The organism is Paraglaciecola marina (assembly GCF_004360155.1).
In the GTDB taxonomy this organism is placed as follows: Bacteria; Pseudomonadota; Gammaproteobacteria; order Enterobacterales; family Alteromonadaceae; genus Paraglaciecola; species Paraglaciecola marina.
The window spans coordinates 44,791-69,436 of the sequence record NZ_ML178723.1 but is presented as its reverse complement, the minus strand read 5'-3'; the positions used below and the strand labels follow the sequence as shown (position 1 = coordinate 69,436).

The 24,646-nt window shown below is 40.8% G+C and carries 22 protein-coding genes; 7 read left to right on the top strand and 15 right to left on the bottom strand.

From position 1 onward, the window contains the following. Window positions 1-90 precede the first annotated feature (90 nt). Together EOK74_RS04080 and leuA are read right to left on the bottom strand one after the other, a co-directional pair. Window positions 91-663 carry a hypothetical protein gene (locus EOK74_RS04080; RefSeq protein ID WP_239024004.1) on the bottom strand — a complete coding sequence of 191 codons (573 nt, stop codon included), beginning with the start codon at window positions 661-663 and terminating at the stop codon, window positions 91-93. A gap of 342 nt (window positions 664-1,005) precedes the next feature. Then, entirely contained in the window at window positions 1,006-2,688 is a 1,683-nt protein-coding gene (gene leuA / locus EOK74_RS04075; protein ID WP_133468643.1) for a 2-isopropylmalate synthase, read from the bottom strand. Window positions 2,689-2,844: 156 nt separating this feature from the next. Here leuA and EOK74_RS04070 point away from each other — a divergent pair, with 156 nt between their 5' ends. Further along, complete coding sequence (locus tag EOK74_RS04070; RefSeq protein WP_133468642.1) at window positions 2,845-3,309, top strand: Lrp/AsnC family transcriptional regulator; 465 nt, start codon at window positions 2,845-2,847, stop codon at window positions 3,307-3,309. Window positions 3,310-3,379: 70 nt separating this feature from the next. On the opposite strand, the gene EOK74_RS04065 is transcribed toward EOK74_RS04070, so the two are convergent. The 11 genes from EOK74_RS04065 to lysA form a co-directional block, all read right to left on the bottom strand. Continuing rightward, entirely contained in the window at window positions 3,380-4,390 is a 1,011-nt protein-coding gene (locus EOK74_RS04065) for an isoaspartyl peptidase/L-asparaginase family protein (protein ID WP_133468641.1), read from the bottom strand. Window positions 4,391-4,521: 131 nt separating this feature from the next. Further along, window positions 4,522-5,010, bottom strand: a complete 489-nt coding sequence (locus tag EOK74_RS04060; RefSeq protein WP_133468640.1) for a phosphatidylglycerophosphatase A family protein — start codon at window positions 5,008-5,010, stop codon at window positions 4,522-4,524. Window positions 5,011-5,040: 30 nt separating this feature from the next. Continuing rightward, on the bottom strand, window positions 5,041-6,003 hold the full coding sequence (thiL, locus tag EOK74_RS04055) for a thiamine-phosphate kinase (RefSeq protein WP_133468639.1): 963 nt from the start codon (window positions 6,001-6,003) through the stop codon (window positions 5,041-5,043). A gap of 65 nt (window positions 6,004-6,068) precedes the next feature. Next, on the bottom strand, window positions 6,069-6,491 hold the full coding sequence (gene nusB / locus EOK74_RS04050; RefSeq protein WP_133468638.1) for a transcription antitermination factor NusB: 423 nt from the start codon (window positions 6,489-6,491) through the stop codon (window positions 6,069-6,071). Further along, window positions 6,492-6,968 carry a 6,7-dimethyl-8-ribityllumazine synthase gene (gene ribH / locus EOK74_RS04045; protein ID WP_133468637.1) on the bottom strand — a complete coding sequence of 159 codons (477 nt, stop codon included), beginning with the start codon at window positions 6,966-6,968 and terminating at the stop codon, window positions 6,492-6,494. A 92-nt stretch (window positions 6,969-7,060) separates the two neighbouring features. Further along, the gene (gene ribBA / locus EOK74_RS04040; protein ID WP_133468663.1) at window positions 7,061-8,161 is read right to left on the bottom strand and encodes a bifunctional 3,4-dihydroxy-2-butanone-4-phosphate synthase/GTP cyclohydrolase II; all 1,101 of its coding nucleotides are present in this window, start codon (window positions 8,159-8,161) and stop codon (window positions 7,061-7,063) included. A gap of 50 nt (window positions 8,162-8,211) precedes the next feature. Next, window positions 8,212-8,883 (bottom strand): riboflavin synthase, encoded by a 672-nt coding sequence (locus tag EOK74_RS04035; protein WP_133468636.1) that lies wholly within the window; start codon window positions 8,881-8,883, stop codon window positions 8,212-8,214. A gap of 36 nt (window positions 8,884-8,919) precedes the next feature. Then, window positions 8,920-10,059 carry a bifunctional diaminohydroxyphosphoribosylaminopyrimidine deaminase/5-amino-6-(5-phosphoribosylamino)uracil reductase RibD gene (ribD, locus tag EOK74_RS04030; RefSeq protein WP_133468635.1) on the bottom strand — a complete coding sequence of 380 codons (1,140 nt, stop codon included), beginning with the start codon at window positions 10,057-10,059 and terminating at the stop codon, window positions 8,920-8,922. A gap of 45 nt (window positions 10,060-10,104) precedes the next feature. Continuing rightward, window positions 10,105-10,554, bottom strand: coding sequence for a transcriptional regulator NrdR (nrdR, locus tag EOK74_RS04025; RefSeq protein WP_133468634.1), 450 nt, complete (start codon window positions 10,552-10,554; stop codon window positions 10,105-10,107). Window positions 10,555-10,642: 88 nt separating this feature from the next. Beyond that, window positions 10,643-11,101 (bottom strand): hypothetical protein, encoded by a 459-nt coding sequence (locus tag EOK74_RS04020; RefSeq protein WP_133468633.1) that lies wholly within the window; start codon window positions 11,099-11,101, stop codon window positions 10,643-10,645. 135 nt (window positions 11,102-11,236) lie between these two features. Further along, entirely contained in the window at window positions 11,237-12,496 is a 1,260-nt protein-coding gene (gene lysA, locus EOK74_RS04015) for a diaminopimelate decarboxylase (protein ID WP_133468632.1), read from the bottom strand. 167 nt (window positions 12,497-12,663) lie between these two features. Here lysA and EOK74_RS04010 point away from each other — a divergent pair, with 167 nt between their 5' ends. Next, entirely contained in the window at window positions 12,664-13,086 is a 423-nt protein-coding gene (locus EOK74_RS04010) for an Lrp/AsnC family transcriptional regulator (RefSeq protein WP_133468631.1), read from the top strand. 72 nt (window positions 13,087-13,158) lie between these two features. On the opposite strand, the gene glyA is transcribed toward EOK74_RS04010, so the two are convergent. Together glyA and EOK74_RS04000 are read right to left on the bottom strand one after the other, a co-directional pair. Beyond that, window positions 13,159-14,415 carry a serine hydroxymethyltransferase gene (gene glyA / locus EOK74_RS04005; protein ID WP_133468630.1) on the bottom strand — a complete coding sequence of 419 codons (1,257 nt, stop codon included), beginning with the start codon at window positions 14,413-14,415 and terminating at the stop codon, window positions 13,159-13,161. A gap of 137 nt (window positions 14,416-14,552) precedes the next feature. Then, window positions 14,553-15,557, bottom strand: a complete 1,005-nt coding sequence (locus tag EOK74_RS04000) for a Gfo/Idh/MocA family protein (RefSeq protein WP_133468629.1) — start codon at window positions 15,555-15,557, stop codon at window positions 14,553-14,555. 144 nt (window positions 15,558-15,701) lie between these two features. On the opposite strand from EOK74_RS04000, the gene ettA reads away from it, so the two are divergent. From ettA to EOK74_RS03975, 5 genes are all read left to right on the top strand, one after another. Continuing rightward, a complete protein-coding gene (ettA, locus tag EOK74_RS03995; protein ID WP_133468628.1) occupies window positions 15,702-17,369 on the top strand; it encodes an energy-dependent translational throttle protein EttA in 1,668 nt (555 codons plus the stop codon). Window positions 17,370-17,519: 150 nt separating this feature from the next. Next, window positions 17,520-18,860 carry a Na+/H+ antiporter NhaC family protein gene (locus EOK74_RS03990; RefSeq protein WP_133468627.1) on the top strand — a complete coding sequence of 447 codons (1,341 nt, stop codon included), beginning with the start codon at window positions 17,520-17,522 and terminating at the stop codon, window positions 18,858-18,860. Window positions 18,861-19,227: 367 nt separating this feature from the next. Next, entirely contained in the window at window positions 19,228-21,753 is a 2,526-nt protein-coding gene (locus EOK74_RS03985) for a TonB-dependent siderophore receptor (RefSeq protein WP_133468626.1), read from the top strand. Between the two features lie 177 nt (window positions 21,754-21,930). Beyond that, window positions 21,931-24,018: an ATP-binding protein gene (locus EOK74_RS03980; RefSeq protein WP_133468625.1), complete on the top strand. Its 2,088-nt coding sequence runs from the start codon at window positions 21,931-21,933 to the stop codon at window positions 24,016-24,018. Window positions 24,019-24,175: 157 nt separating this feature from the next. Next, the gene (locus tag EOK74_RS03975; RefSeq protein ID WP_133468624.1) at window positions 24,176-24,544 is read left to right on the top strand and encodes a nuclear transport factor 2 family protein; all 369 of its coding nucleotides are present in this window, start codon (window positions 24,176-24,178) and stop codon (window positions 24,542-24,544) included. Window positions 24,545-24,646 lie beyond the last annotated feature (102 nt).

Below are 24,646 nucleotides of genomic sequence, written 5' to 3'. Positions count from 1 at the left end.
CCGAGCAGATTTTTGATGGCGGCTTTTGTGCGTGTTTTTGCACAAAAAGGTGACAACGGAAATTTGTCCGTTGCAGCCGTTTGTTAAGCCTTATTTCAGTAAAGAACGTAATAATGGAGCTCTGTAATCATTATCTTTTTCATTAAATTCTAAGACTTTTGCATCAAGATCGATATTTATGAAAACCTCAGAATAAAGCTCTTCGCTACCATCTGGGTTAAAAAAGAATTTCATTTTACATGGATTATTCTGAATTTCTTTCGGATTGCACGCTAGGCCAACTGCCTGAGCATAAACACTGGCAGGAACCTCGAATTCCTTTAGCTCTGCGCCATATAATTTAGCAAGTACATTAACAAAGTTCTTTGTTTCAGAACCGTTGCTTTTAAAATTAGCTTCACCCCAGTAGAAAGCTTCATCCATACCTTCAATATCCTGTGGATTCCACTCAGGGAGTAACTCAACCGAAAAACTCACCTTTAAACCGTTTAGATTTCCTTTGACTATGAATTCTAAATTACCAATATTGTTTAAATTTGATTTAATATTTTGGAAACTAAGGTCAACAAAACCATCTTCATCACCAACTACAACTTGTGGGTAATCTTTCGCCGATGAAAATATGCTCCAAGCCATTATTATGATTCCTAGTAAATACTTCACTCTTGCCTCTTTGAGGGCTTAACAACTTAATATGAGGCAACTTGCCTGTTTTCTACTGGCTGCTTGCCTCTGTTTATCCTTAAATCATTTGTATCAAATTTAGCCAGCCTTTACCAAGTGTTATTCTTCGGCTTGTTCGCTAATTATAATTTTTCAAGAAAAGAGGAAATTTGCCTCTTTTCTTGACTATGGAGGAAATCCACAAAAACGGTACAGATGCGCAGCAGCAAAATGGATTACTTCTTTATCTGTAAGCAACGCGGACCTTTGATGAACAAAGTGAGTGATTAATCGCGCAGCGAGACCGAATAAGCATCGCTACGCTAAAAGCAATACAACTAGCTAGGCTTGCAACTTAATGACTGGCTCTACCCATTTACGGTTTACGCCACTAATCAGTGCTTTAACCGCACTATGCATTATGTTGCTGTCTTGGGCCACGCCAAAGCTTGCTGTTTGCCCTGCGACCTTCATCTCGATATAGCAAACTGCAGCTACACCAGAGCCACTCCCTATAGAGTGTTCGTGATAATCTACCACTTCTAAAGGTTGGTAAGTTAAGCTTCGAATGGCTTCTACTGCCGCATCTATTGGGCCATTACCTGTGCCGTGAATATGTTGTTTAACTCCCTTATACTTGACTTCAATGTCGATTCTTTGCTGTCCATCGGCTGCACTAGACATACTACTGTTCACCAATTCTAACGGTTTACCTTGTTGCAAATACTCTTGTGTAAACAAGTCTACAATCGCCTCAGAGTCCGACTCTTTACCAGTTTTGTCATTCATCTGTTGCACAACCCGTGAGAACTCTATTTGTAACTTACGGGGTAGTTGAAGCCCAGCCGCTCTCTCTAATAAAAAGCTAACGCCGCCTTTGCCTGACTGACTATTTACCCGAACCACTTCGTCGTAGTTGCGGCCTAAATCAGCGGGATCAATAGGTAAGTAAGGGACTTTCCACAATTCATCTTTTTTCTGTACCGCTAGACCTTTTTTAATGGCATCTTGATGGGAACCAGAAAACGCCGTAAATACCAACTCGCCAACGTAAGGGTGCCTAGGGTGCACAGGTAACTGATTACACTCTTCAACCAACTTACGGGTTTGATCAATATTAGAAAAATCCAAGTTAGGGTGAATACCTTGGGTGTACATATTCAAGGCTAGTGTCACTAAGTCGACATTACCAGTACGCTCTCCATTGCCAAACAAACAGCCTTCAACTCGGTCCGCACCAGCCATTAAAGCAAGTTCTGCAGCAGCTACAGCTGTGCCTCTGTCGTTATGGGGGTGCACACTTAAAATAATATGTTGGCGCTGTTTAAGATGGGTATGCATCCACTCAATTTGATCTGCGTAGGTATTGGGAGTATTCATCTCTATGGTTGCAGGTAAATTGATAATAATTTTGTTATCTGTGCTGGGCTCCCAAATTTTGACAACGGCATCGCATACTTCTTTGGCAAAGCGCAACTCAGTGCTCGAGAATACCTCTGGCGAGTATTGATAGGTCCAGTTAACCTCAGGGGCAGTCGCTGTTAATTCTTTAACCCACTGGGTGCCTTGGGTCGCAATATTCTTCACACCGGCTTTATCGGTATTATATACAATCTCTCGAAATGCCGGAGCCAATGGATTGTACATATGCAAAATAGCTTGCTTGGCGCCTCTTAAACTTTCTACTGATTTTTCAATTAAGTCATAACGTGCTTGTACCAATACTTCTATGGTCACATCATCAGGTATGTGGTTACCTTCAATTAATAGACGTACAAAATTAAAATCAGTCTCTGATGCCGATGGAAACCCTACTTCAATTTCTTTAAGGCCCATTGCCACCAAAGCATTAAAAAATCGTAATTTGGTTTCAATAGACATAGGGTCAATCAAAGCTTGGTTACCATCACGCAGGTCGGTACTCATCCAAATTGGTGCTTTTTCAATGCGCTTACTGGGCCACTGTCTAGTTTTTAAGTCAATACCGTAAAAAGGCTGATATTTTGTGTTTGGATTGTTGATCATAACTAAGGTCCGAATATCTATGAATGAGTCTGCCACTATAATAGCTAACTTACTATCGAATAAGATTGCGAAAAACACCCAAAAAACACTACCAAAGCAATTTTATTGCCATAAAATAAACATTAATAAAATAAATTGCCACCATTAAAGGTTTTCATGAAATTTGACAAATACGATCGTTTAATCCTTGAAATAATTCAGCAGCAAGGCCGCATCTCTAATCAAGAGTTAGCAGAAGCCATTAACTTGTCGCCTTCGCCCTGCTTGCGGCGAGTCAAACAGTTAGAAGAAGCTGGGTTTATAGACGGTTATGTGGCCTTGCTTGATGCGAAAAAGTTGGGCTTGTCTTTGGTGTCATTCATGCAAGTGAGTATGGATAAACACACACCAGAGCGATTTAATCATTTTGAGGCTGAAATCGCCAAGTGTAGTGAGGTATTAGAGTGCCATTTAGTGACAGGACAAACTGCTGATTATCTGCTTAAGGTTATAATCAAAGATATGGATGGTTTTCAGCATTTTCTATTGAACAAACTTACCCCTATTGATGGCGTAAGTGGTGTACAGTCATCTTTTGTTTTGAAATCGCCCATCAATACCCGAGCGTTACCTATTTTATAAATATGTAGAGTTTAAACCTTTTAAGGCTAGAGAATTGCGAAGTTAATAGCCCGCAACTCCCTGTTTTGTATTAGGTTTTATCACCATAAATAGCCACTGTAACTTTGCCCTTTGTGTCGATACTTGCACGGTACATACCTTCAGAATTAAACGGCATGGCTACATTACCTTTGCTGTCCATAATGATCACGCCACCTGAGCCTGCTTCAGGTGATAACACCTGATGGATCACGTCGTTACCTGCCTGCTCAATTGTTTTACCGGCGTATTTTACGCGGCTACAAATATCAGCAGCCACATGGTTGCGGATAAAATACTCACCGTGCCCAGTGGCAGAAACCGCACAACTTTCATTATCTGCCCAAGTACCCGCGCCAATAATGGGTGAGTCGCCAATGCGGCCCCAACGTTTTGCCGTCATTCCACCTGTTGAGGTACCCGCAGCTAAATTGCCATTTTTATCTAGAGCAACCGCGCCCACTGTGCCAAATTTATAGTCCACTACTTCAGGGTCGATATTCATCGCGTGGTCATTTTTTAATATGTTTTGCTTAACTTTCTCAAGGGCTTTTTGGCGGCGTTCGGTATCAAAACTATTATTAGTCGTCATCTCAAGGCCATTGGCCTGTGCAAAATCATCTGCTCCTGCGCCACTTAGCATAACGTGTACAGACTCATTCATCACCAGCTGCGCGGCTGCAATTGGGCTTTTGGTTCGTTTAACCCCTGCTACAGCCCCTGCTTGTTTGTCTTGACCACGCATAATAGAAGCATCTAATTCGTGCTCGGCATCCCATGTAAATACCGCGCCAATGCCAGCGTTGAATAACGGAGATGCTTCCATAACTTGTATAGCTTTAATCACCGCATCTTCGCTGCTGCCTCCACCGACTAACACGGCATACCCAGCCTTAACCGACTCAGACAATTTAGCTCTATACTCGGCTTCTCTTTCATCAGACAAATTAGCTTTGGTTATGGTCCCAGCCCCGCCATGTATCGCAAATGCTATGGGTGAGTCTGTTTTAGAGAGTGCGCTAAAGGAAGATAAGGTGAATATAAATAGAAATATATGTTTCATAAATGGGCCTTGTTATTTTTTCCACAGCTAATCATCAGAGGGCTGTGGTTGTCAACAGAACTAAAGCAACTATCGCTGTAGTATTGAGCAAACCGCCATTACCAAATGTCATAATTTATCTTTCAGCAGTGCTATAACCAGCCCATAAATAAAGTAAGATGTATGCCCCCTAAAGCAAATATACCAGCCAAAACATCATCTATCATGATGCCAAAGCCGCCATGGGCATTTTTATCTAAGTAGCTAATAGGCCAAGGTTTTAAAATATCGAATATTCTAAACAATATAAAACCTAGTAATAAGGTTTGCCAGCTCAAGGGGACAGCTATCATGGTAATGAGCATTCCTGCCACCTCATCCCATACTATAGAAGAGTCATCATGGACCTGCATGTCATTAGCTGTAATACCACAAATCCAAATACCCACCACACTCGCAATAATAGTGATAGCAATATAAATAGGGAGTGATGTGTAAAGTGCCAATGCTGCCACTAAAGGTAAAGCTGCAATAGTGCCAAATGTGCCAGGTGCTTTTGGCGCTAAACCACTGCCAAACCCAAAAGCCAAAAAGTGCACCGGGTTTAGCATGCTTACGCGCTGACGAATTTGTTTATCCAAAAGTACGCGCTCCTTAGCAGGCGGCTAGGTTTAGAAGTGTTCGTAACCTAAATTAGAGAATTCATAAGGTTGGTCATTTTGACGTAACTCTAGCTTTTCGGCTAAGCCAGTTAGCTGACCAATACAGGTTGCTTGAATATTTGCATTAGCGAGATTGGTCTCAAGTAAGCCTTTTTGTTCCTCACTTACTGTGAACAACAACTCGTAATCATCACCCGCACTTAATGCAAACTTAATCGCTTCATCTGGGTCTACTGAGGCTACCATCGCGTCTGATAATGGCAGTTTATCAACATGGATAACAGCACCACATTGAGAAGCTTTGAGAATATGTTGAATATCAGATATCAGTCCGTCAGATAAGTCGATACAACCGCTAGCGACACGTCTTAGGCTAGTACCGACTAGCAGTCTTGGAGTGGGATAATCGAGTCGATTAACCAGAAAGTCATGATGTTCTTGGTTATTGATTTTACGCTTAAGCTGCGCCAGTTGTAGCCCCACACCTGCGTCACCTATGCTGCCGGTGACATAAACCGAATCACCGGGTTTGGCTTTGCTTCGTGTCAATGCTTGATCGTAAGGAACAAAACCCTGCGCGGTAATAGTAACAGCCAGAGGACCATGAACAGTATCACCACCAATTAATTGAACTGAATAATATTCAGCATGCTCTCTAATACCTCTAGAAAACTCTTCAAGCCAAACTTTGTCAATTTCTGGCAAACTTAGAGACAAACTTATCCATGCTGGCTCTGCCCCCATAGCTGCTAAGTCGCTTAAATTAACGGCTATGGCTTTTTGAGCAATAGCATGGGCACTAGTCGAAGGCAAAAAATGCACACCACTTAGTAAAGTGTCTGTGGTAGTAACTAACGCTTGCCCTTCTGGAATATGGGTTATTGCGCCATCATCACCAATACCAATAATGACATCTTTACGTTGATAACTTTGTTGCTTAAAAAAGTCTTCAATAACTTTAAATTCTTTCACAATCACACTACTTCTAGTTGAGCTGCGCTTGGTGAAGACTCACGTTATTGCTGTTACACAATCTTTTATGAGCGCTCGTCTTTACGCAGAGTCTTGATGGCTTTATCAAGCACACCATTAACAAATTTATGGCTATCTTCTGCACCAAATGATTTCGCAAGCTCTATAGCTTCGTTGATAACCACCTTATAAGGGACATCAATTCTTGCAACCAGTTCATAGGTAGCGATTCGAAGGATCGCAAACTCTACTGGATCGAGTTCTTCTGGCAACCTGCCTAAATAGGGCTTCATTTTTTTATCCAGCTCAGCACAATCTTTAACCACATTACGCAATAGCTCTAAAAAGTACTCAGTATCAACTTTTTGCATGTTATTGCTGGTCACTATGCTCAGCTCAATTTGTTCCACAGGGTTCTTGGTCATTTGCCAAGAATAGATAGCTTGTACCGCTAATTCACGGGAGAGACGACGGGCTTGAGGTTTCACCTATTTGGCCTCTTCTATATTGGCTAAAACATTAACCATTTCTAGTGCACCAACAGCGGCTTCAGCGCCTTTATTGCCGGCTTTAGTACCTGAACGCTCAATAGCTTGCTCAATACTATCTGTAGTGATAACGCCAAAAGACACAGGAACACCATAATCTAAAGAAACTTGAGCAAGACCTTTATTACATTCGCCTGCAACAAACTCAAAATGCGGTGTACCACCACGTATCACTGCACCTAAGGCGATAATTGCGTCATATTTGTTTTGTTCAGCAAGTTTTTTAGCTGCAATGGGTAATTCATAGGCGCCAGGAACGCGAACTAACGTTATATCTTGATCGTTTACTTCACCTTGTCTTTCAAGTGCGTCAAGTGCGCCATCCACTAAACTTTCAACTACAAAACTGTTGAAGCGAGACACAACCAAAGCAAACTTTTTGCCTGTTGCACGCATGTTACCTTCAATGATGTTCATCTAAAAAACCTTACTAGAAAAATCGGCGCGCAGTTTAGCACACCTAACAAGGGAAATATTGAGATTTTTTGTACGATTTGAACTTATTAAAGCTAAACCGATACATACTCAACAACTTCAAGGCCATAACCCGATAAAGCATGATACTTTTTAGGTTTACTGAGTAAACGCATCTTTTTAACACCTAGGCTTGCTAAGATTTGACTGCCCACTCCGACTGTTCTTGATGAGCCAGTCCAAGGTGCGGTAGTGGGTGTTTCACCTTTGTCTTGTGCTTGAAATTGTTTAACTTGATTTAGCAAATCTTCATTTTTACCTAAAAGTACTAATACCCCACCGTTTTCAGCAATGGTTTTAATCGCTTCTGGTAAGCTCATACTGCGCTCGATAGAACGTTGCGAGCCTAATAAATCACTAAAACTATTAATTAAATGCACTCTCACTAACGTCGCTGTATCACTCTTAATTTCACCTTTACACATGGCAAAGTGTACTTGATTATCGATGACATCTTTAAACGTCACCAAATCAAACTCGCCGAACTCTGTAGGCAATTTACACTCTGCAACTTGCTCTATGGTGGTTTCGTTTAAATTACGGTATTCAATTAGGTCGGCAATGGTACCAATTTTCAAATCGTGCTTTTTAGCGAAAACTTCTAGCTCTGGACGTCTTGCCATGGAGCCATCTTCGTTTAATATTTCTACTATCACAGACGCTGGCTCACACCCTGCTAAACGTGCTAAATCAACACCAGCTTCGGTATGTCCAGCTCGATTCAATACTCCGCCTTCTTTACTGATAAGAGGAAAAATATGACCTGGTTGCACTATATCTTGAGCAACAGCATTTTTAGCAACCGCTGCAAGTATGGTTCTGGCGCGGTCTGCTGCTGAAATACCTGTAGTCACCCCTTTTGCAGCTTCTATCGACACTGTGAAGTTAGTGGAAAACTGCGCTTCGTTATTGTCTACCATTAAGGGTAAATTAAGGGCTTTACAGCGTTCAGCTGTCATTGGTAGGCAAACTAAACCTCTAGCATGGGTAACCATAAAATTAATGGCTTCAGGAGTAACGTGCTGCGCCGCCATAATTAGGTCGCCTTCGTTCTCTCTGTCTTCGTCATCCATCAAGATAACCATTTTACCTTGACGAATATCTTCAATAATCTCTTCACTGCTGTTAAATGACATATTTTTACTATCTTCTTTCATGATGCAGAGCCAAGGCCCGTACACTTAATTTACTTCAAGTAGCCGTTTTCTGCTAAAAACGCCATGCTAATATCTTTTTTACTCGTGTCCGAATTCGACTGCGCTGCCTTATCGCCTAGCATAAGGCGCTCTAAATACCGAGCAATGACGTCTACTTCTAAATTTACTTTGGTACCAACTTGATACAAACCTATTATGGTTTCTTGTAGGCTATGGGGAATAAGGGTCAGTAAAAATTTAGCACCATCTACTTGATTGACAGTTAAACTTACGCCATCAACAGTTATCGAGCCTTTTTCAGCTAAATATTTAGCTAGTTCATCAGGTGCTTGCACCCATATTTCTACGTATCGGCCAACCTTAGAAATTGACAATACTTCACCTAAGCCATCTACATGACCACTGACAATGTGGCCACCTAAACGACCATTAGCCTGCATGGCTTTTTCTAAGTTGACTTTGCTGCCAGCCTGATAGGATGCAAAACCTGTACGCTTTATGGTTTCGTGAGATACATCAGCACTAAAGCTATGTTTTGATAACGCAACCACAGTTAAGCACACACCGTTGTTGGCAATACTGTCGCCAAGCTTAACGTCACTCATATCGAGCTTTTGTACTTTTATCGACAAACGAATGTCTTCACCGCTTGGGGTTAGGCTTTCGATAACTCCCACATCTTCAATAATTCCTGTAAACATAATCTCTCAGTTACTCTTTTTGGGATAACCGGTTATTCATTTACGAATAAAATGTGCGGTCATCTTTAGGTCTTTACCCACTTGCCTAACATCGGTCCAAGACAAGTCATGTACTTCATCCATAGATTCAATGGGCAAAGTATCAAACAAGTTCTGCCCGCTGCCCCCTATAAGTTTGGGCGCTTGGTATAAAATCAATTCATCTATCAAGTTATTTTGCAATAAGGCTCCTGCTAGCTTAGCCCCTGCTTCAACCCATATTTCATTTATTTGCCGACTTGCCAGCTCTCCCATCACAGCTTTAAGATCTAACTTGTTACCATTAAACGGCCCTTGCCATTGATTTACATGGTCTGCAAACGTGTGCGCGCTTTTTTTGCCATTAATAAGTAAAACGTCACCGGCTTGTTGTGAACTGCCTTGCTGCAAAAGGTTTAAATTAGGTGGCAACTGGTTACGGCCATCTAAAATAACTCTAAGTGGTTGTCGCAAATTTTCTAACGCTAACTCATCAGAGCTCAGGCCCAGCTCCGCATAGCGCACATTTAGTGATGGGTTATCAGCTATGACTGTGCCCGAGCCACTTAAAATCGCGCAACTTTTTGCCCTGTGGCGCTGCACATCTTGGCGCGCCTCCGCACCTGTTATCCACTGACTCAGACCGTTTTTAAGGGCGGTTTTACCATCTAAACTTGCTGCGAGTTTCACAGTAACTCTAGGCAAACCTTCAGACATGCGCTTAATAAACCCTAGGTTTAACTGCTCAGCAGCACTTTGTAATAACCCAGTATCAACGCCTATGCCTGCTTGCTTTAGTATCTTTATGCCATTACCTGACACCACAGGATTTGGGTCTTGCATGGCTATAACGACTCGGCGCACCCCAGCTTTAACTAATGCTTCTGCACAAGGTGGTGTACGTCCAAAATGGCTACATGGTTCTAAAGTGACATATGCAGTAGCACCTAGTGCTAATTTTCCAGCTTGATTTAATGCATGGACTTCTGCATGGGGAGTACCGGCTTTTTGATGCCAGCCTTGCCCTACTATCTTCCCTGCGGGGTTGCTAATAACGCACCCAACATTAGGATTAGGTGACGTGGTATATTGACCACGTTTTGCCAACTGAATAGCTAACGCCATCATCTGATGGTCGATTAAGGAAAATTCAAACACTGTATTTAATACCTAAGAGTTAAAGGTAATAGAAGGAAGGTAAGGCTAGTCGCCAAGGCGGGCTATTTCTTCACCAAACTCTCGAATATCTTCAAAAGAGCGGTAAACAGACGCAAATCTTACATAAGCCACTTTATCTAGCTCTTTTAAGGCAGTCATAATTAAATTGCCTAAAAATTCGCTACTTACTTCACGCTCACCTGTGGCACGTAAAGATGACTTAAGCCGGCTAATGCACTGCTCAACCTCTTCAGTACTGACGGGGCGCTTTTCTAGAGCTCGTTGTAAACCTGCTCGAAGTTTGTCTTCGTTGAAAGGTTCGCGAGAGCCATCACGTTTTACAATTCGTGGCATCACTAACTCTGCCATTTCAAAGGTGGTAAAGCGCTCTTTGCAAACTGTACATTCACGACGGCGTCTCACATGACTGCCATCCGACACTAGGCGAGAATCGATGACTTTAGTTTCTTGAACAGAACAAAATGGGCAGTGCATGTGAATATCTATATCGGATAAATTAATTTAACTAAATTACCAAAATTTCTCTTCAAGTGATACAACAGCCTGAAGAAGGTAGTCTTTATCAATTCATTTGAGCTAATTTGACCATGGTATTAACGGCATCCTTTAATCTATCGAGATCTTCACCAGAAGGCACCGCTTTTTTAGCACAATCATTGACAGATATGGCGTGGTCAGTAAGCAAGTTCTCTTGCGGGTAACGACTTTGCAACTGATTTACGACTGTTGATTTATATGCATCAACCTGCTTTTGCATCTGCTTGGTTTTTTCTGCGTCACCGCCATTAAATTTCAATAATCTAGGTGCAACAATTTCACGTTGAATATATTGATTATAAGCTTCAAGCCCTTGACGAACCGTTTTGACATCGGCTTTATCGTAATACCTAGGGGCTTTCTTCAACTTATTATCAACGAACTCAATGACTCCTTGGCATAGTTGCATATCATTAACCAGACCTACTGCCATTGATGACTGTGAAACCGTAACTAACAACCCAACCATTATTAATTTTTTCAATTTTATCTTCCTTAAATACTAAAAGCCTTAGCCTAGTAGACCTAATCAGAAAAATACAATGGGTAATTCATCTATGCGTATGAAGTATCATAAGGAACACTTGTAACTACCAGTTGATAACCACCTAAGAGAAATTTAAACCCAACTTGGCACTTTATCTCGTGCTATCAGCTCATCTACACTTTGGGCTTCTCTAATTACAGCTACTTGGTCACCTTGCACCATAATTTCTGCAATAATAGGCCTTGAATTGTAACTGTTAGACGCAACCGCACTATAAGCCCCAACTGAATTGATTACGATCAAATCACCTTGTTCAACCACCTCCATAGTGCGGTCTAACGCAAAATAATCACCTGTTTCACAAACAGGCCCTACTACATCTACACATTCAAACCTGTGGTTTTGTGTTGCCGCTGTAATTTTATGGTAGGCATCGTAAAGTGTCGGTCGGATGAAATCGTTCATAGCGGCGTCCACAATCAGTAAAGTCTTATCTGATTGGTTCTTTTTATAAATAACTTGACTCACTAATACACCAGCATTAGCTGTTATGAAACGCCCAGGTTCGAACAGAATTCTGCAATTAAAATCCTCAGCATGGCGATTAACCACTGCAGCATATTGTGCCAATAACTCAGGCTCTGCGAGTTCGTCATCTTGATATTTCACAGCCAAGCCACCACCAAAATCAACATGGTTAATATTGATGTTTAGTACTTTTAATTCACAATACAAAGCCTTTATTTTTTGTATCGCTAAATCAAAAGGGGTGACATCAGATATTTGACTGCCAATATGCATATTGATGCCCGTCACATTAATGTAATCAAGATTGTAAGCTTTTTGATATAGTGAAATTGCATGCTCGATATCCACACCAAACTTATCGCCCTTTTTACCCGTAGAGATTTTTTTATGAGTATTGGCATTCACATTTGGGTTAATCCGAAATGAAATATTGGCTGTAATTTTTAAGCGTTTCGCGACATGAGAAAGAGCAAGCAACTCTGGCTCTGACTCAATGTTGAAACATAAAATATGCTGTTTTAACGCAAACTCCATTTCTTGCTCGGTTTTAGCTACTCCTGAAAATACAATTTTTTCAGCGGGAATATTGGCTGCTAATGCACGTTTAATCTCCCCCACAGAAACCACATCAGCTCCCGCCCCTTCTTTGGCCAACAAAGATAATACTGCTTGATTTGAATTCACTTTTACAGCAAAACACACCAAAGTATTTAGATGGGAAAAAGCGTCAGAAAACATCCGATACTGAGCTCGTATCTTTGCTGAACTGTAGCAATAAAACGGTGTGGGGTACTGCTCAGCTAAGGCCAAAACAGAGAGGGATTCAATATGTTGTACTGAATTTTTGTATTCTACAAATGGCATATATGCGCCTAGTAACCAAAGCAATTAATGACTACAAGAGTAGAGAATCTAAGCATGAAAAACCATTGGACAAATTCACATATTGCTAGTTAATATCGAACGATATGCTAAAAACAACTGTCAAAATGCTATATATTGATAGTAAATATGAAAACTGAGTGGCAATAATGAATTTGGATGAAAGAGACCAAGCGTTAATTACATTGTTAAAAGCAAACAGTCGAAGGCCTGTTATAGAGCTAGCTAAACAATTAGGCGTGTCCCGCAGTACCGTTCAAAATAGAATCGAAACCTTGCAGCGTCGCGGTATCATTAAAAGCTTCACCATTGAATTTGATGCAGAGTACGAACGTAAGTTATTAAAAGCACAGATGTTGGTCAATTTAACACCAGGGGTATCACGACACGTCATTAAACTATTACAACAGCGTCCGCAAATAACCTCGATAATGTCAGTGAGTGGTGTATATGATTTAATTTTAGAGTTAACTGTAGAAGCCAGCTCTCAGCTAGATGAACTAGTAGATGATATACGTGAAACAAAAGGAGTAGAGAAAACCGTAACCTGCGTAGTGCTATCGAATTATTAAGTTATTCAATTAAAAATGTAAACAGTGGTTAAACCTAATAACCACTGTTTAATTGTCTAGTAACTGCTTAACTTAACCGTAAACAGGGAACTGTTCACATAAGGCCACTACTTCGCCTTTTACTTTAGCAATCACGGCTTCGTCGTTAATATTGTCTAGTACATCACAGATCCAATTAGCCACTTGCTTAGCTTGCTCTTCTTTAAAGCCACGGCGGGTAATAGCTGGTGAACCAATACGTAGACCACTGGTTACAAACGGAGAGCGTGGGTCATTAGGTACTGAATTTTTATTAACAGTGATGTTAGCGTTACCAAGGGCTGCGTCTGCATCTTTACCTGTGTATTCTTTACCTATTAGGTCTAATAAGAACAAATGGTTATCTGTGCCGCCTGATACAACTTTATGACCACGCTCTTGGATAACCGCAACCATAGCTTTAGCGTTAGCCACTACTTGTTGTTGGTATACTTTGAATTCTGGTTGTAGTGCTTCTTTAAAAGCAACCGCTTTAGCAGCAATCACGTGACACAAAGGACCACCTTGGCCACCAGGGAATACCGCACTATTTAACTTTTTGTAGATAGCTTCGTCACCACAAGAAGATAAAATTAACCCGCCACGAGGACCAGCTAGTGTTTTGTGAGTTGTTGTTGTTACAACGTGAGCATGAGCCATTGGGCTAGGATATACGCCTGCTGCAACTAAACCTGCAACGTGAGCCATATCTACTAACAAGTAAGCACCAACTTTATCTGCGATTTCACGGAATTTTTGCCAATCAACAATACCCGAATATGCAGAGAATCCACCTATGATCATTTTAGGTTTGTGCTCTAGGGCTAATGCTTCAACTTGAGCCATGTCGATTTCACCTGTTTCAGGGTGTAATCCGTATTGAACCGCATTATATGTTTTACCAGAAAAGCTCACTGACGCACCATGAGTTAAGTGACCGCCGTGTGCCAAACTCATACCTAAAACCGTATCGCCTGCTTCTAGCAACGCCATAAATACAGCAGAGTTAGCTTGTGAACCAGCATGTGGTTGCACGTTAGCGTAATCACAACCAAATAATTGCTTAGCTCTTTCTATGGCCAAGTCTTCTGCAATATCAACATACTCACAGCCACCGTAGTAACGCTTATGAGGGTAACCTTCTGCGTATTTATTTGTAAGCTGTGATCCCTGTGCTTCAAGTACACGTGGGCTGCAATAGTTTTCAGAAGCGATCAGTTCGATATGATGCTCCTGACGTTGGTTTTCATCTTGAATCGCTTGGTACAATTCTGGGTCGAAATCAGCAATATTCATATCACGTGTTAGCATCACATATCCTCAACATAAACGGGGTTTAGTACGGTAAACAATTTTGCGCATAGTTTAGTGATTTTAAACGATTTGTATAGTGGCTTTGTGGCATGAGAAACAACCAAAAGTTGTAACGATTTATGCAGACTTCAATTTCATCTAGCCTGAGTAATAGATTCTGGGTATTGCACACCTAATTGAGCGCGGATTTCATCCATGATTTTGAGCACACTGATACTATCTTGGTGAGACATTAAATCACTGTACAATTTACCTTGCTCTATACAATCCATTACTTCTGCAATTTCGTATTCAAAGCCATTGGCTGCGTGAGGGATCTCTATAGCTTGTATACATTCATCATGCTTATAAAAATACGCTGCGTCTGCATCCCAAAAGCAATGGGGCAAAACTAAGTAGCCTTGGCTACCCACTATATGCATGCTATTGCTGGCGTGTGCTGCCATCGAACTTGAAAACTGGGCATAGACTCCTGATGCATAGCTAAGTGTAACCATCTCCTGCTCATCTACCCCTTGCTCTGTTAGCTTGCCGGTACTTTGAATAGCGCTTGGATGCTCACCTAAAAAATACTGACTTAGGCTAAGACTGTAAATCCCCAAGTCAAGTAAGGCGCCGCCAGCAAGTTCAGGTTTAGCTAGGCGCTCTTTAGGTTGATCTCTATTTTGAAACGCGAATCCAATATTTGACTGAATATATTGAATATCGCCAATAATACCTTGTTCTATACTTCTTTTAGCTTGGCTTAGCACAGGCATAAACCTGCTCCATACACCTTCTTGCAGTAACACTTTATTTGCTTTAGCTAAATCCACTAAGTACTGCATTTGCGCAGCGGTTACTGTGCATGGCTTTTCTACCAGTACATGTTTGCCAGCCTGAAGACACTGTTTTGCTTGTTCAAAATGAAAACTATGGGGCGTGGCAATGTAAATAACATCAATGCTTGGGTCATTTAAAAGCGCTTCATAATTTGTGTAGATGTTATCAATGTCATATTGTTTGGCAAAAGCCTCGGCTCGCTCTTTGCTCCGACTTGCCACTGCAGTGATTTTACCCTTAGGTGAGACTTTCATAGCGGTAGCAAAAGTGTTGGCTATAGCGCCAGGACCTAATACACCCCAGTTGATAATTCTCATTTTGAACCTCGTTGTCGGCTTTTAAAGTGAAAATTCTACGCCAGCAATATTTAAAGCGCACGATTTATTCACGATCCCTTTTACCCTAGCCTCTTGGTGAATTACAATATTGCTCATACATAGCAACAAAAGTAACTTAATATTATGGCGCAGTACGTTTACAGCATGTTGCGGGTTGGAAAAGTCGTTCCTCCTAGCAAACATATTTTAAAAAATATTTCTCTTAGTTTCTTTCCTGGGGCCAAAATTGGCGTGTTAGGTTTGAACGGTTCAGGTAAATCCACCTTATTAAAAATTATGGCTGGTCTTGATAAAGACATTGAGGGTGAAGCTATTCCTCAAGCAGGACTAAAAATTGGGTATTTGCCCCAAGAGCCGCAGCTTGATGAAAGCAAAGATGTTCGTGGTAACATCGAAGAAGCCGTTCAAGATGTAGTGCATGCCTTAAAGCGTATTGAAGAGGTTTACGCTGAGTATGCTGAAGAAGGTGCAGACTTTGATGCCCTTGCTAAAGAACAAGGTGAGCTTGAAGCCATTATTCAATCTAAGGATGGCCACAACTTAGACAACGCCCTAGAACGAGCCGCCGATGCGCTGCGCCTTCCCCCTTGGGATGCAGACGTAAGTAAGCTATCTGGTGGTGAGCGCCGCCGCGTAGCCTTATGTAAATTACTGCTCGAAAAACCCGAAATGTTATTACTAGACGAACCTACCAACCACTTAGATGCTGAATCTGTGGCTTGGTTAGAGCGTTTCTTACATGACTACGAAGGTACAGTGGTTGCCATTACCCATGATAGATACTTCTTAGACAATGTAGCCGGATGGATCTTAGAACTAGACCGTGGCCAAGGTATTCCTTGGGAAGGTAACTACTCTTCATGGCTTGAGCAAAAAGACGCCCGTTTAGAACAAGAAGAAAAAACCGAAAGTGCTCGCCAAAAATCAATCAAAACCGAATTAGAATGGGTTCGTTCTAACGCTAAAGGTCGCCAATCAAAAAGTAAGGCACGTATGGCTCGCTTTGAAGAGCTGAATACGGGGGACTACCAAAAACGTAACGAAACCAGTGAGCTATTTATTCCACCAGGCGAGCGCTTAGGAGACAAGGTCTTTGAAGTAACTGGATTACAAAAGTCCTACGGTGACAGATTACTCATCGATGACCTTAATTTCAAAATGCCTAAAGGCGCCATAGTAGGCATCATTGGACCAAACGGTGCAGGTAAATCAACCCTATTTAGAATGTTGACCGGACAAGAAAAACCCGATGCAGGCACCATAGATATTGGTGATACCGTGCAGCTAGCCAGTGTTGATCAATTCCGTGATCATATGGATGGCAACAATACTGTTTATAAAGAGATTTCTGATGACTCAGATATTATCCGTATTGGTAATTTTGAGTTAAATAGCCGCGCTTATTGTGGACGTTTTAACTTTAAAGGCTCTGACCAACAGAAGTTCATAAAAGATTTATCAGGTGGTGAGCGTAACCGTGTTCATTTGGCGAAACTATTAAAAGCCGGTGGCAATGTGCTACTTCTGGATGAGCCAACCAATGATCTAGATGTTGAAACTCTGCGCGCATTAGAAAATGCCCTGTTGGAGTTCCCTGGTTGTGCCATGGTAATTTCCCATGATAGATGGTTCTTAGATAGAATAGCCACTCACATCATGGATTATCGTGACGAAGGTAAAATCAACTTCTTTGATGGTAATTACACAGAATATGCCGCTTGGCTGAAAGCCACCTATGGCACTGATGTAGTAGAACCTCACAGGTTAAAGTACAAAAAAATCAGTAAGTAATTTTAACGCTTACATTGAATTACTCCGCAGGCTTAGGCCTGCGTTTTTATTTGCACACTGTAAATATTAAATTCTAGCTGTATGATATTTAACGTAATTACATAAATGTAAAAGATCAATCCTAAATCGTTTCAATAGAAGTAAGGCTTAATGCAAAAACCGACTAAAGAAAATTTTATGGGGTTAAGTCCCATTATTTTATTTATGCTACTTATTATCGGCAGTGGGATAATTACACAAAATTTTTCTAGTATGCCAATTTTAGTTGCATTTATGATTTGTGCTGGATATTCATTATTTCTTAATAGCAAAGTAACACCACTGTCACTCACTGAAAAGGTCGATATATTCTGTCAAGGCGGTGGCGACAAGACCATAATTTTACTAGCAATTATCTTCTTATTAGCGGGTGCTTTTTATGCCGTCACCATAGATATAGGAGCCCGAGATGCGACTGTAAACTGGGCGCTAAATTACGTCCCAACGGCCTATTTATTGCCTGGTTTATTTGTTATTTCATGTTTTATTGCCTTTGCCATGGGCACATCTATGGGCACCATCACAGCGATTACGCCTATAGGAATTGGACTGGCAGAAAGCCTTAGTTTACCCATTCCATTAACTGTCAGTATAGTGGTGGGCGGCGCTATGTTTGGTGACAATTTATCATTTATTTCCGATACCACAATCGCCGCTACTCGGACACAAGGGGTGCAACTTAGAGATAAGTTCAAAGCTAATTTGATTATTGTATTACCTGCAGCTTTTGTAACGGCTGTATGCCTATTGATGGTAGATATTGACGGCAGCTCAGTGGTGACCAGCAACGACTACGACATATGGTTAATACTGCCCTACTTACTCATAATCTGTTGCGCTCTGTTTGGAATGAACGTGTTAGGTGTTTTAGGCGTAGGTATAGTCAGTGCTTGTTTAATTGGCTTAACAAAGGGCTTATTCACTTTTACCTCTATGGTGTTAAGTATTCAAAAAGGCCTAGAGTGGATGCAAAACATGGCGGTAATTGCATTATTGATTGGCGGTGTGGTTGCACTAATGAAAGCCTATGGCGGTATTCAGTGGTTAGTCACTAACACTACTAAAGGTATATCTACTAAAAAAGGAGCCGAATTTGGAGTCGCCACCTTAGTGAGTACCCTCGATATCGCTACGGCGAACAACACAATAGCCATAGTATCAACTGGTCCTATAGTGCAGGACTTAGCAAAAAAGTTCTCTTTAGATCCTAGACGAACAGCAAGCCTTTTAGATATTTTTTCATGTGGATTTCAAGGTCTAATACCCTATGGTGGTCAACTTCTAGCAGCTGCCAGTCTTGCGGGTGTATCCCCTTTAGCACTCACCTATTACGGTTGGTACCCCATGTTAATTTTAGTATTTGGCTGCCTTGCTATTGCAACGGGTTTACCTAAATTCAAAAACAAAGTTGAATCTGACTTTTCTGATATTGAACATTTAGACCTAGAGTAAAGGCTTAGGTTTTACTATGCCTTTACTCTAGGTATGTTATGCAGTTTGTTTATACTCAACAAACACAAACGCTGTGTCATATTTCAAACAAAAAAACCTTACTCCAATAAGTCTAACCAACCATTACTTTCCCAAAAACAATGCATGTTAGTACCATAACTGTGCGTTTTTTTTAAGCAATTTGGCTTCCTAACCTATGTAAACCAGCTGGTCAGGTTTTAAAGTATGCTGGCATAACTATTGCTGTGTGGGGGCAATTGTTGCACAAATCATCGTTAAGAATGATACGCGACAAGACAACCACAATATAAAAACTACTACCAGCCCATAAGACAACTTTAAAGTTGCATGGATACGGAGACACACCTTGAGAACGCACAAACTTAATAAACTATCCCTTGCGATAGCAGCCATTACTGCTACATCACTTGCTTTATCACTTAACGCACAAGAAATTGAAAAAATATCCGTCGTCGGTGTCAAAGATGAAAACATGATCATGCCCCCAGAATCTAGCAGCACCTATGGTTTTGATATGTCTTTAGTAGAAACACCTCGCTCAGTAACAGAAGTAAGCTCTGATTTGATTGAAGCTTATGGATTACGCAGTGTTGATGATTTAGTAAGAATGACACCGGGTGCTTTCACCAGTTCTTTCTTTGGGATCCAAGGGGCTATGGATATTCGTGGAGAATCTGCAGATAACTACTTCAGAGGTTTTCGTAGGATTGCCAACCCAGGAGCCTTTAAAACTAACATTCGTGGCGCGAAACAATTAGAAGTTATGCGTGGGCCAGTAAGCCCATTATATGGAACAGGAAGTGTTGGTGGACAGCTAAATTACTCACCTAAATCTGCAAAATCAGACGCCACCAAATATATAGAAGAAGTTACCGGTAAAATTGATTTAACACTAGGTACCTACTCTCAAAAAATATTAGCCGCCGAAGCAGGAACTCCATTCAAGTTAGGTGATAAGCAAGGTGGTATTTATGTATTTGCTGAAGCCGAAAATTCTGGCTCGTATTACAATAATTACGAGCCTACCAATGAAATGTTACAAGTTGCAATAGATCTTGATATTACCGACAGCACCACTATGGAATTTGGTTTTCAAGCACAGACATCTGATAGTATCCAAGTACCAGGCTGGAACCGAGTTACCCAAGACTTAATCGATAACGGAACTTATATTACCGGTGCTGCGCCTGTAAGAAATAGCGATAACACTATTGGTGCCGATCGCTTATTACCTCAAGAGTCTGGCTTTATTACCTCTGCCGCCCCTTATTTTATTAACTCTTCATTCTCAAGCGTTGGCTCTTTCTGTAGTCCAGGCGATGCTGATACCAGTAATTTTGTTTATAACGATATGCTGTTAGCTTGCCCAGGCGCTCCAGGGTTCATTGACGGTTATGCACTAACAGATCCTGGTACCACTAAAATTGATCACAAAACAACCTTTATTGATGATATAGATTTTGCCGACTCTACAGCATTTACTGCTTATTTGGATTTTACCACTTACATTGATGACATGGTCTGGAAGAACCAGTTTTATTATGATTATATGGACCATACCAAATATCAAAGTTGGGGTTTTACTGCTGATTATCCAGGAGCAACAGCCGCTGAATTCCGTTCAAGCTTAATGTTTGATACTCAAGGTGAAAACGTATTAATTCAACATATAGCAGGTGTTAGTTTAAGACACGAAGACTTAGACTTAAATCACGCATTTTATGATGAAACCTTTGATTTTAGGGACATCAGTGTTGGGCCAACAGCCAACGATAGAATTGACTGGGCAGTGACAGACCCATACGAAGATGCCACTATTTTGTATGATGAAGACGGTAACCCCACAGGAATTGACGGCACAGTGCGCCGTAACTATAACGAAGAGCAAGTTTCTACTGTCTCTAACTTAGGGATATTTTACCTAGCAGATATCAGCTTTGAAAAACTCTCTGTCTTGGTAGGTGCTCGCTATGATTATTATGATGTTGAAGCAGAAGAAGAAGCTGTTTCATTGCTAGGCATTCCTTTTGGAGATGGCGTGCATACTGACACTGAATCTGCATTAAGTTATAACCTAAGCTTATCTTATGCCACAGAATCAGGATTTGTACCTTACGCAACCTATGCCAAGGCAAATTCATTAACCACAAACCAATTAGGCGGTATTATTGCTAGCAGTGTCGACGGTGGGGATTACCTTGCTGATTCTGACTTAATTGAACTTGGGCTTAAATATAGCAACGAAGAAGATACTATTTATGCGGCTTTATCAGTCTATGACCAAGAAAAAACTGATCGTATAGGTCAGACACAAGCCTTAGTAGCAGTTTCAAGTACTGGGATAGAATTTGAAGCTCGTGCTCTACTTAACGAAAACTTCTCTGTGACAGCTACTGCCACACATATAGAAACGACAGAAGTTAGTGATAATGCTTTAGCCATTATCAATGGTGCTGACTTTGCTGTGCAAAATGGATTAGAACCCTATCAAGTCTATGGCGGTCGTATTGGTGGTAACCGTTCTACATTTGTAGGTACCGGAGTGGAACTAGACAGAGGTGGTTTACCAGATAATACTATTAGTATGTACCTAAACTACGTACAACCTATTGGTGATGGGAAAATCACAGCTAGTACTGGTTTTGGCTGGGCAGATGAAACCTATACCGACGTGCTAGAAACTATTCTTTTACCTAGTTACATGGTGTGGACTGCGTCAATGGGTTATGTCACAGACAGTTATGAAGTTTTATTATCAATCAATAATTTATTTGATGAAGAGTATTATACATCAGCAGACTTATTTGACTCAGTCGTTGTCAAGCCATCTGAAGGTAGAACCGGCTCAGTGATGTTCAGCTATAAGTTCTAATAGTAAATAGGGTTTGTTTGCACCCTACTAAAATAATATGTTCAAGTTAAATGCCTAGCGGTAAGAAGCTAGGCATTTTTTTTCTGTGCTAAAAAGCAAATTCATAATATTACTGAAGGTCTTCTCTAACTGAAAATTTGTGCTAAATTAACTGTAATATCATAAGGTAAGGTACAAATGAAAAAGAGCGAAGAAAGCCAGACAATCACCACTCTTCAAGAATTGCACCGTATTACATCAAATAGCACCCTAGATGTAGATAGTAAAATTCAGCAGTTATTAGCGTTAGGCTGTGAAACTTTTTCATTGCCATTAGGCATAGTTAGTCATATTTCTGATGAAACTTACATCGTAAAATACGCTTGTACTCCGAACAATGAAGTAGTGCCTGGTGATAGCTTTGAGCTAGGAGTAACTTACTGTATCCACACCTTAAACAATAAAGCGCCGCTGTCATTCTCCCATGCTGGTGAAAGCAAGATTAAAACCCACCCCTGTTATAGCGCATTTGGTTTGGAAAGCTACATAGGTACACCTTTAATCGTTAATGGCAAACCCTATGGAACCATCAACTTTTCTGGACCAGAGATAAGAGATAAAGGCTTTAATAGTGATGATCTTGAATTAATTTTACTTTTCTCACAGTGGGTCAGCAATGAACTCACACGAGTTGACTTTGAAAAGCATCTAGCTCGGCAACAAAATATGCTCGAAATGATGAGTGAGCAAGCCAATGTTGGGGCATGGGAGCTTGATCTTGAAAACAACAGTCTTTATTGGTCTGAGATGACCCGAAAAATCCATCAAGTATCAGCAGACTTTGAACCCACAGTAGAAAACGCTATTTTGTTTTACCAAGAAGGTGAACATCGAGAAAACATTACCGCTTTATTGCAAAAAGGTATTGAAAATGGTGAGCCTTGGGACGAAGAGTTACAGATCATCACCGCAAAAAACAAGATTACTTGGGTGAGAGCAAAAGGTGAGCCGGTTATAGAAAATAATAAATGTGTTGGCTTACTAGGTTCATTTCAAAATATTGATGATCAAATCAGTAGTCGCAATGCATTAATCAAAGCTAAAGAAACCGCAGAAGCAGCAGCTAGAACTAAAAGCCAGTTTTTAGCCAATATGAGCCATGAAATACGCACGCCGATGAATGGGATACTAGGCATGCTCCAATGGCTAGAACGTAGTGGTCTTAACGACCAGCAATTATCTAATGTGAAAATAGCGCAATCTAGCGCAGAATACCTTCTCATTATTCTGAATGACATTTTAGATTTATCTAAAATAGATGCCGAAAAACTCACAATTGAATATGAAAATTTTTCTGTCTCTAGCTTTTTAAACGAATTTGTGGAAATGATGCAGCCCGCATTTCATGACAAAAATGTAGATATCGTACTAACCTCGCCTCCCTTATCAGATGATTTAGTAAGCGGCGATACTCTAAGAATTAGGCAGATTCTGCACAACTTAGTAGGTAACGCCCTTAAATTCACAGAAAAAGGGCAAGTAGCTATCAAGTGGAAGCTTGAAGAAAACAACTCAGAAAAACTATTTCATTGCCAAGTAACAGACACAGGCATTGGTATTAGTGAGCAAGCACAACAAGATATATTTCACCCCTTCACTCAAGCTGACTCTAGTACCACCAGAAATTACGGTGGCACAGGGCTAGGCCTATCGATTGTCTATCGGTTATGTCAATTAATGGGGGGAGTTATCAATGTTAGAAGTAAAACCGGCCAGGGCAGTACTTTTAGTTTCCAGATACCTCTGGGGCGCCCTCAAATTGAAACATTAGAGACTAAAACTAGTCTAGAAGAGCATCTGAGTCAGGTACCGAAAACACCTGTAAAGCCTAGTCAGAAAACGGCTAGAGTTCTAGTCGTCGAAGATAACGAAATTAATCAAGTGGTTGTCATAGAACTTCTAAAACAAATGGATTTAAAAGCCGTGGCCTGTGGCAACGGGTTAGAAGCGATTAACGCTTTAAGTGCAGCTTCATTTGACATCGTCATCATGGATTGTCAAATGCCAGTGATGGATGGATTTGAAGCCACCCAAAAAATTCGAGCCGGTGAAGCCGGTGAAAAAGTTAAAAACATCCCTATTATTGCCCTCACAGCTAATGCCATGAAAGGCGATAAAGAAAAATGTTTAAGCGTAGGTATGACCGACTATGTTAGTAAACCATTAGATTTCGACAAGCTTGCCAAGACTCTAGAAAAGTATATCGCCCGCCAAAAAAATATTTGAGTCTAAAATCATTGTAAAATTGCCTGACTTTTACTTCAACACATTAAAACTGGCTTATTATTATCGAATAATGCCCATCAAGCCAGTAACACCTGAGTAACCAGTCAATTAATATGTAGTAAGACTACATAATCAATTCAGATACTAGGAACTCAAGATGCGCCCACAAGATTTAATTGAAGCTGTTAATACCTACTTTGATGCTCTTTACTATTGCGACACAAATTTATTAGATAAGGTGTTTCACCCTAGTTCGAGCCTATTTGATGTAGATGAAGGTAAGCTACTCGTCGACCCAATCGCTAGCTTTAGACAAGATGTTGCCACTCGCCCTTCACCTGCAAGTGTTGAGCAAGTGAGAGAACAAGAAATCATCATGATTGATTGGTTATCTAAAGATTGCGCCACAGTTAAAGTCCGTTTGCGAGCACACAAAAACATATTTGTAGACCACTTAAGTTTTGTAAAAGACGCTGACGGTTGGTGTATTGTGTCTAAGGTGTGGCATTTAGAACGCACAGTATAGACACCTATATCACTCTTTATAGTTGAAGCATGTGGCACTAGGCTTTACAAAAACCGCATGCCACTAACTGACATTAAGGTGTTACACCCTAAAGTTAAATTC

Coding starts and splice junctions, on each gene's coding strand:
- leuA (WP_133468643.1), bottom strand. CDS start 2,688: ATGATCAACAATCCAAACACAAAATATCAGCCTTTTTACGGTATTGAC.
- EOK74_RS04070 (WP_133468642.1), top strand. CDS start 2,845: ATGAAATTTGACAAATACGATCGTTTAATCCTTGAAATAATTCAGCAG.
- EOK74_RS04065 (WP_133468641.1), bottom strand. CDS start 4,390: ATGAAACATATATTTCTATTTATATTCACCTTATCTTCCTTTAGCGCA.
- ribH (WP_133468637.1), bottom strand. CDS start 6,968: ATGAACATCATTGAAGGTAACATGCGTGCAACAGGCAAAAAGTTTGCT.
- ribBA (WP_133468663.1), bottom strand. CDS start 8,161: ATGTCATTTAACAGCAGTGAAGAGATTATTGAAGATATTCGTCAAGGT.
- EOK74_RS04035 (WP_133468636.1), bottom strand. CDS start 8,883: ATGTTTACAGGAATTATTGAAGATGTGGGAGTTATCGAAAGCCTAACC.
- nrdR (WP_133468634.1), bottom strand. CDS start 10,554: ATGCACTGCCCATTTTGTTCTGTTCAAGAAACTAAAGTCATCGATTCT.
- lysA (WP_133468632.1), bottom strand. CDS start 12,496: ATGCCATTTGTAGAATACAAAAATTCAGTACAACATATTGAATCCCTC.
- EOK74_RS04010 (WP_133468631.1), top strand. CDS start 12,664: ATGAATTTGGATGAAAGAGACCAAGCGTTAATTACATTGTTAAAAGCA.
- glyA (WP_133468630.1), bottom strand. CDS start 14,415: ATGCTAACACGTGATATGAATATTGCTGATTTCGACCCAGAATTGTAC.
- EOK74_RS04000 (WP_133468629.1), bottom strand. CDS start 15,557: ATGAGAATTATCAACTGGGGTGTATTAGGTCCTGGCGCTATAGCCAAC.
- ettA (WP_133468628.1), top strand. CDS start 15,702: ATGGCGCAGTACGTTTACAGCATGTTGCGGGTTGGAAAAGTCGTTCCT.
- EOK74_RS03990 (WP_133468627.1), top strand. CDS start 17,520: ATGCAAAAACCGACTAAAGAAAATTTTATGGGGTTAAGTCCCATTATT.
- EOK74_RS03980 (WP_133468625.1), top strand. CDS start 21,931: ATGAAAAAGAGCGAAGAAAGCCAGACAATCACCACTCTTCAAGAATTG.
- EOK74_RS03975 (WP_133468624.1), top strand. CDS start 24,176: ATGCGCCCACAAGATTTAATTGAAGCTGTTAATACCTACTTTGATGCT.